Source organism: Pseudomonas sp. R3-57 (genome assembly GCF_051132065.1).
In the GTDB taxonomy this organism is placed as follows: Bacteria; Pseudomonadota; Gammaproteobacteria; order Pseudomonadales; family Pseudomonadaceae; genus Aquipseudomonas.
Genome location: NZ_CP071655.1, coordinates 5,760,724 through 5,777,680, shown reverse-complemented (window position 1 = coordinate 5,777,680; position 16,957 = coordinate 5,760,724). Strand labels below are relative to the sequence as shown.

Annotated in this window: 16 protein-coding genes; 8 read left to right on the top strand and 8 right to left on the bottom strand. The window is 59.7% G+C overall.

All coding sequences use genetic code 11. The features are described 5' to 3' along the window. Nucleotides 1-39 precede the first annotated feature (39 nt). The 3 genes from hisA to J3P93_RS25875 all read left to right on the top strand — a co-directional run bounded on the left by hisA (nt 40) and on the right by J3P93_RS25875 (nt 2,494). Entirely contained in the window at nt 40-789 is a 750-nt protein-coding gene (gene hisA / locus J3P93_RS25885) for a 1-(5-phosphoribosyl)-5-[(5-phosphoribosylamino)methylideneamino]imidazole-4-carboxamide isomerase (RefSeq protein ID WP_090280206.1), read from the top strand. A gap of 93 nt (nt 790-882) precedes the next feature. After that, the gene (hisF, locus tag J3P93_RS25880) at nt 883-1,653 is read left to right on the top strand and encodes an imidazole glycerol phosphate synthase subunit HisF (RefSeq protein WP_007909211.1); all 771 of its coding nucleotides are present in this window, start codon (nt 883-885) and stop codon (nt 1,651-1,653) included. 85 nt (nt 1,654-1,738) lie between these two features. Beyond that, on the top strand, nt 1,739-2,494 hold the full coding sequence (locus tag J3P93_RS25875; RefSeq protein WP_434593325.1) for a substrate-binding periplasmic protein: 756 nt from the start codon (nt 1,739-1,741) through the stop codon (nt 2,492-2,494). A gap of 6 nt (nt 2,495-2,500) precedes the next feature. Here the strand turns inward: J3P93_RS25875 and J3P93_RS25870 are convergent, their stop codons facing one another. The 5 genes from J3P93_RS25870 to gpmI all read right to left on the bottom strand — a co-directional run bounded on the left by J3P93_RS25870 (nt 2,501) and on the right by gpmI (nt 9,168). Further along, a complete protein-coding gene (locus J3P93_RS25870) occupies nt 2,501-3,829 on the bottom strand; it encodes a Vps62-related protein (protein ID WP_434593322.1) in 1,329 nt (442 codons plus the stop codon). A gap of 139 nt (nt 3,830-3,968) precedes the next feature. Next, nucleotides 3,969-4,745 (bottom strand): divergent polysaccharide deacetylase family protein, encoded by a 777-nt coding sequence (locus J3P93_RS25865; RefSeq protein ID WP_434593319.1) that lies wholly within the window; start codon nt 4,743-4,745, stop codon nt 3,969-3,971. Nucleotides 4,746-4,747: 2 nt separating this feature from the next. Next, nucleotides 4,748-6,067 (bottom strand): S41 family peptidase, encoded by a 1,320-nt coding sequence (locus J3P93_RS25860; protein WP_093105959.1) that lies wholly within the window; start codon nt 6,065-6,067, stop codon nt 4,748-4,750. A 31-nt stretch (nt 6,068-6,098) separates the two neighbouring features. Continuing rightward, a complete protein-coding gene (locus tag J3P93_RS25855; protein WP_090280229.1) occupies nt 6,099-7,385 on the bottom strand; it encodes a murein hydrolase activator EnvC family protein in 1,287 nt (428 codons plus the stop codon). A 253-nt stretch (nt 7,386-7,638) separates the two neighbouring features. Then, on the bottom strand, nt 7,639-9,168 hold the full coding sequence (gene gpmI, locus J3P93_RS25850; protein ID WP_434593315.1) for a 2,3-bisphosphoglycerate-independent phosphoglycerate mutase: 1,530 nt from the start codon (nt 9,166-9,168) through the stop codon (nt 7,639-7,641). Between the two features lie 153 nt (nt 9,169-9,321). On the opposite strand from gpmI, the gene J3P93_RS25845 reads away from it, so the two are divergent. The 3 genes from J3P93_RS25845 to secB are packed head-to-tail and all read left to right on the top strand — an operon-like array spanning nt 9,322 to nt 10,534. Then, nucleotides 9,322-9,735: a rhodanese-like domain-containing protein gene (locus J3P93_RS25845; protein ID WP_332765559.1), complete on the top strand. Its 414-nt coding sequence runs from the start codon at nt 9,322-9,324 to the stop codon at nt 9,733-9,735. Nucleotide 9,736: 1 nt separating this feature from the next. Beyond that, a complete protein-coding gene (grxC, locus tag J3P93_RS25840; protein ID WP_090280239.1) occupies nt 9,737-9,991 on the top strand; it encodes a glutaredoxin 3 in 255 nt (84 codons plus the stop codon). Between the two features lie 57 nt (nt 9,992-10,048). Further along, entirely contained in the window at nt 10,049-10,534 is a 486-nt protein-coding gene (gene secB, locus J3P93_RS25835) for a protein-export chaperone SecB (protein ID WP_064117041.1), read from the top strand. A 120-nt stretch (nt 10,535-10,654) separates the two neighbouring features. Here secB and trmL read toward each other — a convergent pair whose 3' ends face one another. Then, nucleotides 10,655-11,110: a tRNA (uridine(34)/cytosine(34)/5-carboxymethylaminomethyluridine(34)-2'-O)-methyltransferase TrmL gene (trmL, locus tag J3P93_RS25830; protein ID WP_093105940.1), complete on the bottom strand. Its 456-nt coding sequence runs from the start codon at nt 11,108-11,110 to the stop codon at nt 10,655-10,657. Here trmL and J3P93_RS25825 point away from each other — a divergent pair. Both J3P93_RS25825 and J3P93_RS25820 read left to right on the top strand, forming a co-directional pair. Next, nucleotides 11,109-11,549: a hypothetical protein gene (locus J3P93_RS25825; RefSeq protein WP_434593310.1), complete on the top strand. Its 441-nt coding sequence runs from the start codon at nt 11,109-11,111 to the stop codon at nt 11,547-11,549. The genes trmL and J3P93_RS25825 overlap by 2 nt on opposite strands. A 181-nt stretch (nt 11,550-11,730) precedes the next feature. Further along, entirely contained in the window at nt 11,731-13,713 is a 1,983-nt protein-coding gene (locus J3P93_RS25820) for a leucine-rich repeat domain-containing protein (protein ID WP_434593307.1), read from the top strand. Nucleotides 13,714-14,340: 627 nt separating this feature from the next. Here J3P93_RS25820 and ntrC read toward each other — a convergent pair. Together ntrC and glnL are read right to left on the bottom strand one after the other, a co-directional pair. Continuing rightward, the gene (ntrC, locus tag J3P93_RS25815) at nt 14,341-15,777 is read right to left on the bottom strand and encodes a nitrogen regulation protein NR(I) (protein WP_093105931.1); all 1,437 of its coding nucleotides are present in this window, start codon (nt 15,775-15,777) and stop codon (nt 14,341-14,343) included. Then, nucleotides 15,774-16,859 carry a nitrogen regulation protein NR(II) gene (glnL, locus tag J3P93_RS25810; RefSeq protein ID WP_090280248.1) on the bottom strand — a complete coding sequence of 362 codons (1,086 nt, stop codon included), beginning with the start codon at nt 16,857-16,859 and terminating at the stop codon, nt 15,774-15,776. Before glnL ends, ntrC begins: the two co-directional genes overlap by 4 nt. Nucleotides 16,860-16,957 lie beyond the last annotated feature (98 nt).

The window sequence follows — 16,957 nt, the reverse complement described above, 5'->3', positions numbered from 1 at the left end:
ATAGCTTGCAGCTTGCAGCTCTTTGACGAAGGAAAAAGCATGCTGATTATTCCCGCTATCGATCTCAAGGACGGTGCCTGCGTACGTCTGCGCCAGGGCCGCATGGAAGATTCCACGGTGTTCTCCGATGACCCGGTGAGCATGGCTGCCAAGTGGGTGGAGGGCGGTTGCCGCCGTCTGCATCTGGTCGATCTGAACGGCGCTTTCGAAGGCCAGCCGGTCAACGGCGAAGTGGTCACGGCGATCGCCAAGCGCTACCCGAACCTGCCGATCCAGATCGGCGGCGGCATCCGTTCGCTGGAAACCATCGAGCATTACGTCAAGGCTGGCGTCAGCTACGTGATCATCGGCACCAAAGCCGTGAAAGATCCGGCCTTCGTCGCCGAAGCCTGCCGCGCCTTTCCGGGCAAGATCATCGTCGGCCTCGACGCCAAGGACGGTTTCGTCGCCACCGATGGCTGGGCAGAAATCAGCACCGTGCAGGTCATTGACCTGGCCAAGCAGTTTGAAGCCGACGGCGTCTCGTCGATCGTTTATACCGACATCGCCAAAGACGGCATGATGCAGGGCTGCAACGTACCGTTCACCGCGGCACTGGCGGCGGCGACGAAGATCCCGGTGATCGCCTCCGGCGGCATCCACAATCTGGGTGACATCAAGTCGCTGCTCGACGCCAAGGCACCGGGCATTATCGGCGCCATCACGGGTCGCGCGATTTATGAGGGCACACTGGATGTGGCAGAGGCTCAGGCTTTCTGCGACAGCTACGCGACCAGCTCCAAGTTGTAAGCTGCAAGCTGCAAGTTAGAAACTCGACCGCGATCGGCTCTTTCTTGCAGCTAGTAGCTTGAAGCTTGCAACTCTTAATCGGAGATTAAGCCCATGGCGTTAGCCAAACGCATCATCCCTTGCCTGGACGTGGACAACGGCCGGGTCGTCAAAGGTGTGAAGTTCGAGAACATCCGCGACGCCGGTGACCCGGTGGAAATCGCCCGTCGCTACGACGAGCAGGGTGCCGACGAGATTACCTTTCTCGACATCACTGCCAGCGTCGATGGCCGTGATACCACGCTGCATACCGTTGAGCGCATGGCCAGCCAGGTGTTCATCCCGCTGACCGTCGGCGGTGGCGTGCGCACCGTGCAGGACATCCGCAACCTGCTCAATGCCGGCGCGGACAAGGTGTCGATCAATACCGCCGCCGTGTTCAATCCGGAATTCGTCGGTGAAGCGGCGCAGCATTTCGGCTCGCAGTGCATCGTCGTTGCCATCGACGCGAAAAAGGTTTCCGGCCCCGGCGAAACCCCGCGCTGGGAGATTTTCACCCATGGCGGGCGCAAGCCAACCGGCCTCGACGCGGTCGAGTGGGCGAAGAAAATGGAAGGCCTCGGTGCCGGTGAAATTCTCCTGACCAGCATGGATCAGGACGGCATGAAAAACGGCTTCGACCTCGGCGTGACCCGCGCAATCAGTGACGCGCTGGGTATCCCGGTGATCGCTTCCGGCGGTGTCGGCAACCTGCAGCATCTGGCCGACGGCATCCTCGAAGGTCACGCCAGCGCCGTGTTGGCGGCGAGTATTTTCCATTTCGGCGAATACACCGTGCAGGAAGCCAAGGCGTATATGGCCAAACGCGGCATCGTGATGCGCTAGTCGCAACGCGAAAAGGTACAGGCCAGTGGACACCATGGCGCACCCAAGGCACTCTTGGGCACGCCATGGAATCCGGTAGCCCGACATGATCAAACGCCTGCTTCTCGTTCTCGCCAGCGCCTCGATGTTGCTCATCCACACCGCCCGCGCCGAAAACGCTCCCGACACCGATCTGGTGCTGCTCACCGAAAACTTCCCGCCGTACAACATGGCGAAAAACGGCAAGAACTTCGCCCAGGGCGAGAACATCAGCGGCATTGCTACCGATATCGTGCGCGAAATGTTCCAGCGTGCCGGCCTCACCTACAGCCTGACGCTGCGCTTTCCTTGGGAGCGTGTGTACAAACTTGCCCTGGAAAACCCCGGTTACGGCGCCTTCGTCATGGCGCGTCTGCCGGATCGCGAAAAACTCTTCAAATGGGTCGGTCCGATCGGGCCGGACGACTGGATTCTGTTGGCCAAGGCGGACAGCAAGATCACCCTCGACACGCTGGAAGACGCGCGCAAATACAGGATCGGTGCCTACAAGGGCGACGCCATCGCCGAGACCCTGGCCAAGCAAGGTCTGAAGCCGATCGTAGTGCTGCGCGATCAGGACAATGCGAAGAAACTGGTCAACGGGCAGATCGATCTGTGGGCCACCGGCGATCCCGCCGGGCGTTATCTGGCCCGGCAGGAGGGTGTCAGCGGCCTGAAAACCGTGCTGCGCTTCAACAGCGCAGAACTTTATCTGGCGCTGAACAAGGATGTTCCCGATGAAGTGGTCGCCAGGTTGCAGGCCGCGCTGGATCAACTGCGCAAAGAAGGTGTGGTCGACGAGATCATGGGGCGGTATCTGTAGTGGCGGTCACTCCGCTACTGCCGGCACGCCTGTGGATTCGTTACTCGCCTCGTGAACAGGCGATGCCTCAGTGGGCACGACTGTTTCACTCAGCGGCGGCGTCGAGTTTTGGCTCAAGTGCAGATTTTTCCCATCGGTGTAGCTGATCTTGCTACCGACCTGCGTGCCGTCCGTGCGCAGCAGCGTGTAATCACTCTGCGTCAGATAAACCGCCATTGAGCTTTTTCGGGGCACGATGGCTGCGACCTCGATGGGTGCCGGGTTAAGCCATTCGTTGGAGTGGCTTTCGCACTGGGCAAAATCATTGTTCAGTCGCGCCGAGAACACAAAGGGGCGGGGCAGATTGCTTTGCCACTGCGCGCCGAACTCGATCGAAGTGGCGTTGGCAAACGTGCGCAGGCTTTCGGTTTTCTGTAGACGTGGCGCGGTCCAGCGCACGGTCTTGTTTGTGTTTTCCTCGTTGTGACAATGCCCCACCAGTTGATGATGGTCCGTACGCTGCAGCAGGTATTCAGGTGATTGGCGAAATTGCTGAGGAGGCGTGAGCTGTGGATCTTTTATCGTGAACCACGGCAGTCGAGCGGTGAAGGTGGGTTGCCCGGGCAGCGGCATGACCGGCGGTTTTGCATTTTCCAGAACCGGCACGGCAGGTCGTGGAGTGGACTCCATCAAGATGGGAATGCGCAAGGCATGGACAACGAAATTCGCCGGTCTGGTATAGCTGTTCACCCCGATGAAAGTACCGGGCGCCAGGTGGATCTCATCGGGTCGAGCCGCTGGCGTTATCGCGCTCCACAGGCTGATGCTTTGCCGAGCACCGCTGCCCCTGTCAGACCATACCGCTTCACTCAGGCCGGCAGCGGTCAACAGGTCGGCGCGCACGCAACGAACAGCGTTGAAAGAAGGTTTTTCGTGGCCGTCGGAGCAAACCCAACCCAGTGCCACGTACCCTTGCGGGGGAACAGGTTTCCAGATTGCGCCGTCCTTCCTTGACCCTGAGCCGGAGTCTCGCCAGACCAACTCGTAGTCGTCCGGGCGCTGCAATGCTGTGCCTTTGGTGGGATCGATACCGAGCGTTTCAGCCTCTCGAACCACGGCCACCACATGTTTTCCGGTGATGTTCTGATTGCCGTCGATGACCACATCGCCCAACGGAAAATAACCCGGCAGCACATCGGCGGCCGGCACGGGGCGCCAGAAAGCGGCCGGTGTTGCCCGAGAACCGGAGGTGTCCCAAATGCGCAGAAATTCAGTTGTAAAGCTGATCAGCAAGTTGTCGTTTCGGATGGGTTGCGGGTGCGCGGGAGGCAAAGCGCTATTGTCATGAGTAGTCATTGCAATTCCTGATAGTTGAAAAGCGACGCAAGGGCGTCGCGACCTGGTGCAGGTCTCACTTTCCGGAATTGGGCCAGATGGCTGGCGTTAACTATGTATTGCGTAGGGTGTTGCGCGGTCAGTGCAAAGTAACCGGTTATTACCGATAAGCGCCGTCTTTACCGTGCGCGGCCATGGCGCGGTTGCTGCGTACGCTAATCATTTGGCGGATATCGATCCAGTCGATGCCCTGGGCCTTCAGTTTCGGCAATTCACGCTCGAGCACCGCGAGGGTCTGCGGGTACGGATGACCGATCATTACCGCCGAACCCTGCTTGTGCGCCAGGCTGATCGCCGTCTGCAACTGCGTGGCGATCGCCGATTCCGTGCGTTCGTCATCAAGGAATACGTCTCGCGAGACACTCGCCAGATCGATTTTCTGCGCTTGCTGCGCAGCGACCGTTTGCGCGCTGGTGCGGCTGTCGACGAAGAATTTATGACGGCGTTGCAACTCGCCCATCAACCACGCCATTGCCGCGGGTTGTGCAGTCATGCGGCTGCCCATGTGGTTGTTGATGCCGGCGGTAAACGGGACTTTTTCGAAGGCGGCGTTGAGGCGTTTTTCGAGCTCTTCAATCGGCAGTTCCGGGTGCCAGGCATAAGGCCCGGTGGCCGGGTCCATTGGCATGTGCAAGATGACGATCTTGCCGGCGCGATGGGCCTCGCGAGCAAACTCGGTGGCGTGCGGGGTGTCCGGCATGATTGCCGTTGTCACCGGACCGGGCAGGGCGAGCACGCGACGATCCCGGGGCAGGTTTTGCCCCAGGTCATCGATGATCAGCGTCAGGTAGGCTTTGTGCGGTTTCGGGCTGGCGGGCTCTGCGTGAACAGCACCCGCCAGGCAGCACAACAGAACGAACAGAAAACGCAGCGACATCCTCAACGGCCGGACGTGATGCTCAGCCCTTTGAGCAGGCTCAGGGCCTGGGCCAACTGGTAATCGTCATCCTGTGGCATGGCTTTGGCCTTGCCGCCAGAGCCGGTCGGTTTGTCCGCGCCGCCGTTGCCGTTGCCCAGGTGGCCCTGCAGATCGGCCTCCTTGAAGTATTCGCTGTCGGCTTCGTTGGTGATCTTCGCGCGGCGCACTTCGATGTCCGGGACGATGCCCTGTGCCTGAATCGAACGGCCATTCGGCGTGAAGTAAAGCGCGGTGGTGATTTTCAGTGCGCGATCGTTGTTCAGCGGCAGCACGGTTTGCACCGAGCCTTTGCCGAAGCTGGTGGTGCCCATGACCACCGCGCGTTTCTGATCCTGCAAGGCGCCGGCGACGATTTCCGACGCCGAGGCGCTGCCGCCGTTGATCAGCACGACCATCGGCACTGCTTCGCTTTCGTCCTTGCCGGTCGCCGAGAAGCGCAGTTCGGAGTTGGCGATGCGGCCCTTGGTGTAAACGATCAGGCCTTTGGTGATGAAGTGGTCGACCACTTCCACCGCCGATTGCAGCACGCCGCCCGGGTTGTTGCGAAGGTCAAGAATGATGCCGTTGAGCTTCTTGCCGTTGTCCTTGCGCAGCTTGGCCAGCGCCTTGGAGACTTCGTCACCGGTCTTGACCTGGAACTGGGTAATGCGGATGTAGCCGTAACCCGATTCGAGCAGCTGTGCCTTGACGCTCTTGACCTGAATCACCGCACGCGCCAGGGTCACGTCGAACGGCGTACCGCCATCGCGGACCAGGGTGAGGGTGATTTTCTGACCGATCTTGCCGCGCATCTTGTCGACGGCTTCGGTCATGGTCTGGCCGCGTGTCGGCTGGCCGTTGATCTTGACGATGAAGTCGCCAGCCTGAATGCCGGCCTTCGACGCCGGAGTGTCATCGATCGGCGAGACGACCTTGATGAAGCCATCCTCGGCGCCGACTTCGATGCCCAGGCCGCCGAATTCACCGCTGGTGCTTTCCTGCAATTCGGTGAAATCTTCCGGGCCCAGGTAAGCCGAATGCGGGTCAAGGTTGCTGAGCATGCCCTTGATCGCATTTTCCAGCAGGGTCTTGTCGTCCACAGGTTCGACGTACGCGGCTTTGATCCGGTCCATGACCTCGGCGAAGGTGCGCAGCTCTTCCAGCGGCAGCGGTGCCTTGGCGGTCGCGGCAGTGCCTGCCGGAGCGACGGTCGGGGCCGGTTGCGCGGCGAACGCCAGAGGCGCGCCGATCACTAGGGCGATCGTCAGGGCCAGCGAGGTAAGGCGGGACAAATGCAGCATGTCGAACGAACTCCTGAATTAGATGCGGCGCTTATCCTTGCGCACGACACCATTGCGCCGGATCACTCGGGTGACCCTGCTGACGAATTGCGAAATACAGCGCTGGCGTGTCCTGACCGCCACTGTTACCGACAGTGGAGATCGACTCACCCGCTTTGACCACATCACCCGCCGACTTGAGCAGCGTCTGGTTGTGGCCGTACAGACTCAAAAAGCCATTGCCGTGATCGAGGATCACCAACAGCCCGGCACCGCGCAGCCAGTCGGCGAACACCACGCGACCGCCATGGACGGCATGCACCTGACTGCCAGCGGAGGCGCTGATCATCACGCCGTCCCACTTGGTGCGGGCATCGTCGCCGCGGCTTTCACCGAAGCGTGCGAGTAATCGACCATCAACCGGCCATGGAAGTTTTCCCCGGGTTGCAGCAAAAGGCCCGCCAAACGTCTCGCCGCTGCTGGACACCAAGGCGCCGGGGGTTGATCTGACGGGTTTTCGTGGGGCGTCGCTGTTGTCAGCCTGCGCCTCACGCAAGCGCTTTTTTTCCGCTTCCTGCTGGGCGATCAGCGCTTTCTGCCGCGCTTCTTCTGCCTCACGAGCCTGGCGGGCCAGGGTTTCTTCGATGGTTTTAAGGACTTTAGACAGGTCTGCCTGATCCTGCTCGCGGGCGGCAAGTTTTTGGTCGCGCGCTTTCACATCGTCATTGAGCTTGGCAAGCACCTGCTGGCGCTCCTTGCGGACTTTCTCGAGGGCTTCGCGCTGAGTGTCGAGGTCGCTTTTCTGCACCAGCAACTGCGCCTGCTGCAAGCCGATGTCCTTTTCGACATTGGCCAGTTGGCGCAGGGTTTCGTTGAAATTCTTCAGCTGTTCCAGGCGGGCCTGGCTCAGGTAGTCGTAATAGGTCAGGGTGCGGGCGAATTTCTCGGGGTTCTGCTGGTTGAGCAGCAGCTTGAGGTATTCCTGCCGGCCGTTCTGATAGGCCGCTCGGGCCTGAATGGCGATCAGTCGCTGCTGTTCAGTGCGCGCGCTCTGGAGTTTTTTTTTCTCTGCATCGAGCCGCTGCAGCTCGGATTCGCTTTTCTGCAATTCTTTCTGCAGGGCATCGACCTGCTTCTGCAGCTTGCCCATCTCGGTTTCGGTGCCCTTGAGCTCTTTCTGCACGCCGGATTTTTCTTCCTGCAGCTTGCCCAGGAGCTTTTTCAGCTCGGCGATATCCTGACGCGTGGCGTCCAACTGCTGTTGGGTTTGCGCGCGCTCGTCGGCGAAGGCCGGCTGGAGCAGACAGGTCAGAGCAAGGGCGATCAGGACGCGAAGCATAGGGGCGGGCGGCACCAGGGTAAGGGACGGCCTAGTATGCCCGCCCGAGGCTGCAAAAAAAACGCCCAATTGGGGCTGTGTGATAACTGGCTGGAGATACCGCTGAAAATCATCTCCGAAACCCGCACAAACCACTGTGGGAGCTGGCTTGCCAGCGATGGCGGCTGCACATTCAACAGAGATGTTGGCTGTCAGATTGCTATCGCTGGCAAGCCAGCTCCCACAGGGTTTTGCGGTGTTTTCCGGCTTCTGATCAGACCAGGATCGAAGTCCCGGTCATCTCCGCCGGTTTTTCCAGGCCCAGCAGCATCAGCATGGTCGGCGCTACATCCGCCAGCACGCCACCCTCACGCACCTTGAGGTCGCGCTTGCCGACATAAATGAACGGCACCGGCTCGGTGGTGTGCGCGGTGTGCGCCTGGCCGGTGGATTCGTCGGCCATCTGCTCGACGTTGCCGTGGTCAGCGGTGATCAGCGCTTCGCCGCCGACTTTTTCCAGTGCTTCAACGATGCGCCCGACGCAGGTGTCCAGGCATTCCACAGCCTTGACCGCTGCGTCGAACACGCCGCTGTGGCCGACCATATCGCCGTTGGCGTAGTTGACCACGATCACGTCGTAACGCTGGTTTTCGATGGCGTCGACAATGCGGTCGGTCACCTCGGGTGCGCTCATTTCCGGCTGCAAGTCGTAGGTCGCGACTTTCGGCGACGGAATCAGGATGCGCTCTTCGCCGGGGAACGGTTCTTCACGACCGCCAGAGAAGAAGAAGGTCACGTGGGCGTACTTCTCGGTTTCAGCGATGCGCAGCTGGGTCTTGCCATTTTTCGCCAGATAATCACCCAGGACGTTTTCCAGGGTGCCAGCGGCGAAGGCAGATGGTGCCGGGATGCTTGCGGCGTATTGGGTGAGCATGACAAAACCGGCCAGTTTCGGCTGACGGGCGCGCTCGAAATCCTTGAAATCGTCTTCAACGAAAACGCGAGTCAGCTCGCGGGCGCGGTCGGCACGGAAGTTCATGAACACCACGGCGTCGCCGTCTTCGACTTTGACCGGTTCACCGATGGTCGTGGCTTTGACGAATTCATCGCTCTCGCCGCGCGCGTAGGCGGCTTCAAGACCTTCCTGAGCGGTGGCAGCGTGGAATTCGCTGTTGCCGTCGACGATCAGGTTGTAGGCCTGAGCGACGCGATCCCAGCGGTTGTCACGGTCCATGGCGAAATAACGACCGATGATGCTGGCGATGCGGCCCTTGCCGAGTGCCTGGAAAGTCGCGTCGAGCAGTTCGATCGACGAGGCAGCACTTTTCGGCGGCGTATCGCGGCCATCGAGAAAAGCGTGCAGGTAGATTTTTTCCGCGCCGCGCTTGAACGCCAGTTCAGCCATGGCGATCAGGTGATCCTGGTGGCTGTGCACGCCGCCATCCGACAGCAGGCCCATGAAATGCACGGCCTTGCCGGCAGCCACGGCTTTATCCACAGCGGCGCAGATGGTCGGGTTCTCGAAGAACTCACCGTCGCGGATCGCTTTGGTCACGCGGGTGAAGTCCTGATACACCACGCGCCCGGCGCCGAGGTTCATGTGGCCGACTTCGGAGTTGCCCATCTGCCCGTCCGGCAGGCCGACGTCCATGCCGCTGCCCGAGATCAAGCCGTTCGGCACTGTGGCCCAGAGGCGATCGAGAACCGGTTTTTTCGCCGCGAACACGGCGTTCGATTCGGGGCTGTCGCTGTGACCGAAGCCGTCGAGAATCATCAGGACCAAAGGTTTAGGCGTAGTCGTCATGGAATCCACTCGTGGCTGATAAAGAAGAGGGCGATGCAAAACGGAGTTGGAGTTTAAAGCGAAGTTCCGACCGCGTCACCGCCGGACGGGGTTTGGCCGACCATAGTGGCTGTGTATACTGGCCGACATTTTAACGCCCTGGAACCTCCTTCGATGGTTGCTCACCTGATTGAATTTGCCACTAACCACTACATTCTTGTCGGTATCTTCGTCGTACTGCTGGCTCTGTTGCTGGCGCACACGATGCAGGGCGGCGGTAAAAGCCTGAGCACCGGCGAACTGACCGCACTGGTCAACAAGGACGCAGGCGTAGTGGTGGACATCCGTCCGGCCAAGGATTACGCCGCTGGCCACATCGTCGGTGCGGTGAACATTCCGCAGGACAAACTGGCTGCCCGTACCGGCGAGCTGGAAAAGCACAAGTCCAAGACCATCATTCTGGTCGACGCCCTTGGTCAGACTGCTGGTACTCACGCCCGCGAGCTGATGAAATCCGGCTTCACTGCGGCCAAGCTGTCCGGCGGGATTTCCAGCTGGAAAGGCGACAACCTGCCATTGGTGAAGTGATATGAGCCACGTCGTCGTCTACTCCAGCGATTACTGCCCTTACTGCTCGCGCGCCAAGCACCTGCTCGCCAGCAAAGGCGTGGCCTTCGAAGAGATCAAGGTCGATGGCAAGCCGCAGCTGCGCGCCGAGATGACCAAAAAGGCCGGACGCACGTCCGTGCCGCAGATCTGGATCGGCGAAAAGCACATCGGCGGTTGTGATGATTTATATGCTCTGGAGCGCGCCGGCAAACTCGACGCGTTGCTCAAGGGCTGAACGGCTGCACCCACGTACAGCACTCCCTAAAAGACCCAAGATCGATAAGGATCTGAGATGACTGACCAACAGAACACTGCAGCCAGCGAAGAAGAAACCGCACCGCAATTCTCCTTGCAGCGCATCTACGTTCGCGACCTGTCCTTCGAAGCCCCGAAAAGCCCGGCGATCTTCCGCCAGCAATGGGACCCGGCGGTCGCGCTGGATCTGAACACCCGCCAGAAAGCGCTGGAAGGCGATTTCTTTGAAGTCGTGCTGACCCTGTCCGTAACCGTGAAAAACGGTGAAGAAGTCGCCTTCATCGCTGAAGTGCAACAGGCCGGTATTTTCCTGATCAAGAATCTCGACGCCGCTTCGATGAGCCACACCCTGGGTGCGTTCTGCCCGAACATCCTGTTCCCGTACGCGCGCGAAACCCTCGACAGCCTGGTCACCCGTGGTTCGTTCCCGGCACTGATGCTGGCCCCGGTGAACTTCGACGCCCTGTACGCGCAAGAGCTGCAGCGCATGCAGGAAAGCGGCGAGACGCCAACCGTTCAATAACGGTTCAGCCTCACCCATGTGGGAGCGAGCCTGCTCGCGATGGCGGTTTGTCAGACATATCGATGTCGCCTGACACTCCGTCATCGCAAGCAGGCTCGCTCCCACATTTGTTTTGCGCTGTTATCTAAAGTCGTTCTGGCGCCAGGCTTCGTACACGGCGACCGCAACGGTGTTGGACAGGTTCAGGCTGCGGCAGCCTTCGCGCATCGGCAGGCGCAGGCGCTGTTCGGCGGGCAGCGCATCGAGCACCTCGGCGGGTAAACCGCGGCTTTCCGGGCCGAAGATGAACGCATCGCCCGGCACGAACGCCGCATCGTGAAACGGCCGTGAGCCTTTGGTGGTAAAGGCGAACAAGCGCGGGTTGCCGAGGCTTTCCAGACAGCTGGCCAGATCCGCATGACGTTGCAGCGTGGCATATTCGTGGTAGTCGAGACCGGCGCGGCGCAGGCGCTTGTCGTCCATCTCGAAACCCAGCGGTTCGATCAAATGCAGGTGGCAGCCGCTGTTGGCGCACAGCCTGATAACGTTGCCGGTATTCGGCGGAATTTCTGGTTGAAAAAGGATGACGTGAAACATGCACGGCTCCGAAGGTAAAGATGAGCGGCATTCTACGCCGCCTGTGGACAACCGTTCGAAACTATTCCCGCGGGTAATCGGTTCATTGGCGATTGTCGGCTTGATGGTCGGCCTGATGATCGGTCGCCTGACCACTCCGGACCCCAGCGAGTTGCAGCAGGTCGAGGTGACCGATGGCGGTCTGGTGGTGTGGTTCAACAACGAACCGAAGCTGCATGGCGAGATCATCGACGGCAGCGTGGCGCTGCTGTTTCAGGCTGAAGGGCACGCGCAAAAAGGTCAGCTGAAACTCAATGGCCGGGACGTCAACTGGCGCACACGCAAGAGTGACGGTGGCTTGCTATTGACGGTGCTGGCGGCACGGCCGTTAAAAGGCCAGTGGGTCGGCAGCGAGGTGGACGACCGCTGGCGCCTGGAGATCCGCTTGAGCGAGCCCTAGCGGATAACCTCTTCTCGCTGTTCACTCCGACGCCTTATGGCGTCATTTCCCACTGCAAGCGTCTCTCTTTCCCGTCTCCAACGAACACCGCCTCACGCTATCGTTCTCTCCTTCAAACGGCAGGATGCCGAAACCCTCGCCTCTCGCATGAACGCAGAGCGACTTTTCAAGGAAGAAAGATATGCCAGTCAAACCACCTCGTGGTGGCGGTAACCACGTTGACGTCCCCGCCAGCGCGAATCGGTCGGCTGACGCGGATCAGTCGCTGTCCGGTCAGTCGGGTCGCAGAAGCGCCGACTCAAGTAGCGCTCAGGATAATTTGCAGCCGCGGGCCGGATCATCCAGTGAGTCAGGCCGCGATGCAGTTGGCCCTGTCGCGGTCGTGGAGGTTCACGCCTCACCCACTGCGGTTCATCGTCCTCCGCCCCTGTTATCGCTGGACGATTACGCCACCAATGCCCGGGCGATCCTTCCACAAATCAACGATGATGGTCTGCGGCTGATCAACCGTCGCATATATGCTGACCTGGCCAACGGCGATCTGGTTCTTGTCGCTGCGGATCCCGCCACCGGTTTATATCGCGCCCGGCGCCCAAGCGAATTGCTGCCATCGGGCCCGGTATTGCTACGCGACGTCGCCAGCGGTCATTGGTATCCGCGCCAGTTGGTTGAGCGAACCACGCGCGCGCAGGTCAAAAAGTATCTTTCGCAAGCAAGCGATCTTGATGCGGACGCTTTTATCGCCCGGTTCGATGACAAGGATGTGGCGGATGCCGAACTCCAGCGTATCCAGCGTGGTTCGCCTCAGCTGGACATCGAACACATCCGCATCCCGTACCACGAGCCTCGTATGGCTTATGACGGGCAGATGCAGCAGGCGTTGGATATGTGGGGCAAGCTGCGGCAAGTGTACGAGTGGCACGGCCAGCCTGATCAGCGAGTCTATAGCGACGGGCGACTGTCAGGTTACAAGCTGGATATAAATCTCACGTTATGGCCGGTCGACAAGCTGCTTTCGTTGAGATTCAGCGCAGTCGTTTCTCTCACTTTGAAGGGGCATGCTCCGCTGGATGCAGCGGTTTTTTTCAGGCAGTTTCCCAACATTGAAAGTCTGACGATATCAAGCCAGGTGATGACAAATGCCGGGAGCGGGTTGTTCATGTTCCAGGCAGCTCAATCAAGATTCAGTATGGAATCAAGCTTTGCAGGGCAGTTGACAGGGCTTACCCGGTTACGGGAGCTGAATCTGCAGAATTGCAACTTGCCGGCAGGTTTTTCGTTGAGGGGCCTGAGCAGACTGCAAGTGTTGAGGTTGGTGGATACACAGGTCACAGTGTTGACCGAGCATGCCGGTCCGTGGCGCCCAGGGGAGCCTGTGCAACACTGGGCTGATTATTCGCCAGTGGAACCGGACTTGACCGGCATGACCGAGTTACGTGTGTTGGATCTGACGCGGACTGGAATACGCCGTCTTCCTTCCGGGCTTGATGCCGGCAATGGTCCGTCGAAGCTGGAAGTTTTAAAACTGGGTGACAATCCGATATATGCCGCACCCTCATTAAAAGCTATGACAGCGCTGCAGGAACTGGATCTTTCCCACATGGGGCTAGACGGATTTCCCGAGGGTATTACCTCGATGATTCCAGAAAAAGTATTGAATCTGGCGAACAATCGAATCACAGCGATCCCGGCATCCGTTGAACTCAGAGCCGGTTTCAATCTCATCGGCAATCCAATAACTGATCCGGCCTCCCTCCGCCGGCTGCTATATGCACGTAACCAGACAGGTAACGACATTTGGCTGGGAACAGAAAGTTCTGATTTGTCGGCCAATCTTTGGCTGCAACATGTCCCGGCAGAGCAATTGGCTCGAAAGCTACAACTCTGGGGCAGCGTCAGCCATCTTGCCAGAGGTCTGAAGAAGCTGAGCCGTACGCCGGAGTTTTACGTTGAGCGGCCGCTATTGCAGCGGCGCGTCTGGTCGTTTCTCGAGATATACGACAAGGCTGATGTAGACGAGCAGTTGCGACTGAATCAGATTTTGGCTGAAGAACCGAGCCCAGTAGGAATGCTGGAAAAGCTGGAAGAAGAAATACGCACGTACGACAGTACACGGCAGAATCAGCCCCTGCATCATCTGCCCAAGCGTCCGAAGCTCGATTGAGCCTCGAACCGGGCGGGAGGAGTAAAAGCGGGAATCCCTGACCTGCCTGTATCAGGGTTCCCAAAAGGGGCGGACTTCGCTGTGAGCGTCGGTCCGGTGTAAAGAGGGAACCCCCGGCCTGCCTGTACCAAGGATCCCAAAAGGGTGAGCTCGTCGCGTTGCGACATGGGCCCGATGTAAAGAGGGGAATCCCAGGCCTGCCTGTACCAAGGTCCCCGAAACGGGTGGTGAAACGAATCACCTGTAAGAGATATTGCAGGGGGCGTGCCAGATTCTCATTTGCTGTAACAAAATGCTTGGTCAGGAACGTGAAAGCCCCGGAAATCGGGGCTTTCGCGTTTTTGAATAAAGGGTTCTTCAGTGTTTTCAGGAGTGGTTGTGGCGATACGGCTGTGCGCGATCACGGGTCATTGTGCATTGATGCGGTGCACGGTGGCCCTCACCCTAACCCTCTCCCGAAGGGAGAGGGGACTGACCGAGTTGCCCGGTCAAGTTACGCCGACCTGAAATACCGAGCCGAACTCAAGCTTTGAAAGCGCCCGTGATCTGCTCCCTCTCCCATTCGGAGAGGGCCGGGGCGAGGGGACTGGATCTCGAATACACCGACAATCTCAAGCGAACGAAGCTTTATCCTTCTTCCCCCTCATCATCATCGCCACCATCAACCTTCATCCCCAATTCCTTGATCTTGCGCGTCAGGGTATTACGCCCCCAACCCAGCAACACCGCAGCATCACGTCGGCGGCCCGCCGTATGTTTCAAAGCCGTTTCGATCATGATCCGCTCGAACGCCGGTACCGCGCTGTCGAGCAGACTCGACTGACCACGCGCCAGAGCCTGATCGGCCCACTGACGCAGCGCCTGCTCCCAGTTGGTCACCGGCGCCGAATCCTGCGGCAGATTCAGCAGTTCTGGCGGCAAGTCGCTGATGTGCACTTCGCGCCCGGAAGCCATCACCGTGATCCAGCGGCACGTGTTCTCCAGCTGACGCACATTGCCCGGCCATGGCAGGTTTTTCAGGTATTCCTCGGTCTCGCTTTTCAGCAGCTTCGGCTCGACCGCAAGTTCCTGCGCGGCGCGGCTGAGGAAGTGTTTGGCCAGGGTCGGGATGTCTTCGCGACGATCCGACAGGCGCGGGATGTGGATGCGGATCACGTTGAGGCGGTGGAACAAGTCCTCACGGAATTTGCCGGCATGCACCAGGGTTTCCAGGTTCTGGTGTGTCGCGGCGATGATGCGCACGTCGACCTTGACCGGCACATGCCCGCCTACCCGATAGAACTCGCCGTCAGCCAGCACGCGCAACAGACGCGTCTGGGTGTCGGCCGGCATGTCGCCGATTTCATCGAGGAACAGTGTGCCGCCATCCGCCTGTTCAAAACGACCGCGACGCAAGTTGGCGGCGCCGGTGAAGGCGCCTTTCTCATGGCCGAACAGCTCCGACTCCATCAGATCCTTGGGGATCGCTGCCATGTTCAGCGCAATGAACGGCGACGCCGCGCGTGGGCTGTGACGGTGCAGGGCGTGGGCGACCAGCTCTTTACCGGTACCGGATTCGCCGTTGATCAGCACGGTGATGTTGGAATGGCTCAAGCGGCCAATGGCGCGAAACACTTCCTGCATCGCCGGCGCTTCGCCGATGATTTCCGGGGTGCGGGTCAATGCCGGTACGACTTCCAGTCCTTGCTGTTCCTGAGCGTGCTGATTGGCACGCTTGACCAGCGAAACGGCCTCGTCGACATCGAACGGCTTCGGCAAGTATTCAAACGCGCCGCCCTGATACGAGGCGACCGCGCTGTCCAGATCGGAGTGAGCGGTCATGATGATCACCGGCAACCGCGGGTGCTGTTCGCGAATCCGCGCCAACAGGTCCAGACCGCTGGCGCCGGGCATGCGAATGTCGGAAATGATCACGTCCGGCTGCTGCCGCGCCAGACGACTCATCACGCCATCGGCGCTGTCGAAGCTCTGCGTGGTCATGCCTTCCTGTTGCAAGGCCTTTTCCAGAACCCAACGGATAGAACGGTCGTCATCGACGATCCACACGGTTTCACTACGGCTCATGTCGATGTGGCTCCTTGTTCCAGTGGCAGGAAGATCGAGAACGTCGTGTGGCCTGGATGGCTCTCACACTCGATCAGGCCCTGATGCTGACTGATGATGTTCTGGGTAATGGCCAGGCCCAGCCCGGTACCGTCCGGGCGCCCGCTGACCATCGGAAAGAAAATGGTTTCCTGCAGTTCCGCAGGGATGCCCGGGCCGTTGTCGATGATTTCGATCTTGGTCACCAGGCGATGGCGGATATGGCCGATGGTGAACTGGCGCATGGCACGGGTGCGCAGGCTGATGCGGCCCAGACGCAGCTCGTTCTGGCTGCTGATCGCCTGCATCGCGTTGCGCACGATGTTCAATACGGCCTGGATCATTTGCTCGCGGTCGATCAATACGTCCGGAATGCTCGGGTCATAGTCGCGCACCAAGGTGATGCAACCCTGGCTTTCGGCTTCGACCAGTTGGCAGACGCGTTCGAGTACTTCGTGGACGTTGCACATCGCCAGTGACGGCAGCTTGTTGGAACCGAGCATGCGGTCGACGAGATTGCGCAGGCGGTCGGCCTCTTCAATGATCACGTTGGTGTAGTCGCGCAGGCTGTCTTCCGGCAGTTCGCGGGCCAGCAATTGCGCGGCGCCACGAATCCCGCCGAGTGGATTCTTGATTTCATGGGCGAGGCCGCGCACCAGCATCTTGCTGGTTTCCTGCTTGGACAGCTGAGCCTCTTCCTTGGTGATCCGCAGCAAGCGGTCACGCGGGTGGACTTCCAGCAAAAGCAGGGTTTCGCCATTGCTGAGGATCGGCGTTACCGCGTAATCCACGGTCAGCGTCTGGCCGGTCAGCGCGGTGAGCATCGCTTCGCGCTTGGTGAACGGATGCGCTTGCTCGACCGCCTGGCGCAGGGAATTGAGCGCCTCGGGGGATTCGGTGAACAGCTCGCTGATGAACTGGCCATGGCTGCGCTGACCGCTGACGGCCAGCAGCATTTCCGCCGCCGGGTTCATGTACTCGAGGCGCAATTGCGCGTCGAGCAGGATGGTCGCGGTGGTCAGGTTGTCGAGCAGCAAACGATGGATTGCGTCGCTTATGGTCATCTGGACCCCTTTTGGAGCAAGGCGTGCGCGAGAACTAAGCGCTGATACCGGGAAAATGCAAAAACCAAACCAAGGCTCCGAAAAGAAGCGTTTAACGC

Excerpts from the sequence above, each read along its gene's own strand:
- J3P93_RS25860 (WP_093105959.1), bottom strand. The coding sequence starts at position 6,067 with ATGCTGCATTTGTCCCGCCTTACCTCGCTGGCCCTGACGATCGCCCTA.
- hisF (WP_007909211.1), top strand. The coding sequence starts at position 883 with ATGGCGTTAGCCAAACGCATCATCCCTTGCCTGGACGTGGACAACGGC.
- J3P93_RS25825 (WP_434593310.1), top strand. The coding sequence starts at position 11,109 with ATGCACGGCTCCGAAGGTAAAGATGAGCGGCATTCTACGCCGCCTGTG.
- J3P93_RS25870 (WP_434593322.1), bottom strand. The coding sequence starts at position 3,829 with ATGACTACTCATGACAATAGCGCTTTGCCTCCCGCGCACCCGCAACCC.
- hisA (WP_090280206.1), top strand. The coding sequence starts at position 40 with ATGCTGATTATTCCCGCTATCGATCTCAAGGACGGTGCCTGCGTACGT.
- gpmI (WP_434593315.1), bottom strand. The coding sequence starts at position 9,168 with ATGACGACTACGCCTAAACCTTTGGTCCTGATGATTCTCGACGGCTTC.
- J3P93_RS25875 (WP_434593325.1), top strand. The coding sequence starts at position 1,739 with ATGATCAAACGCCTGCTTCTCGTTCTCGCCAGCGCCTCGATGTTGCTC.
- J3P93_RS25845 (WP_332765559.1), top strand. The coding sequence starts at position 9,322 with ATGGTTGCTCACCTGATTGAATTTGCCACTAACCACTACATTCTTGTC.
- J3P93_RS25820 (WP_434593307.1), top strand. The coding sequence starts at position 11,731 with ATGCCAGTCAAACCACCTCGTGGTGGCGGTAACCACGTTGACGTCCCC.
- ntrC (WP_093105931.1), bottom strand. The coding sequence starts at position 15,777 with ATGAGCCGTAGTGAAACCGTGTGGATCGTCGATGACGACCGTTCTATC.
- trmL (WP_093105940.1), bottom strand. The coding sequence starts at position 11,110 with ATGTTTCACGTCATCCTTTTTCAACCAGAAATTCCGCCGAATACCGGC.
- secB (WP_064117041.1), top strand. The coding sequence starts at position 10,049 with ATGACTGACCAACAGAACACTGCAGCCAGCGAAGAAGAAACCGCACCG.
- J3P93_RS25865 (WP_434593319.1), bottom strand. The coding sequence starts at position 4,745 with ATGTCGCTGCGTTTTCTGTTCGTTCTGTTGTGCTGCCTGGCGGGTGCT.
- glnL (WP_090280248.1), bottom strand. The coding sequence starts at position 16,859 with ATGACCATAAGCGACGCAATCCATCGTTTGCTGCTCGACAACCTGACC.
- grxC (WP_090280239.1), top strand. The coding sequence starts at position 9,737 with ATGAGCCACGTCGTCGTCTACTCCAGCGATTACTGCCCTTACTGCTCG.
- J3P93_RS25855 (WP_090280229.1), bottom strand. The coding sequence starts at position 7,385 with ATGCTTCGCGTCCTGATCGCCCTTGCTCTGACCTGTCTGCTCCAGCCG.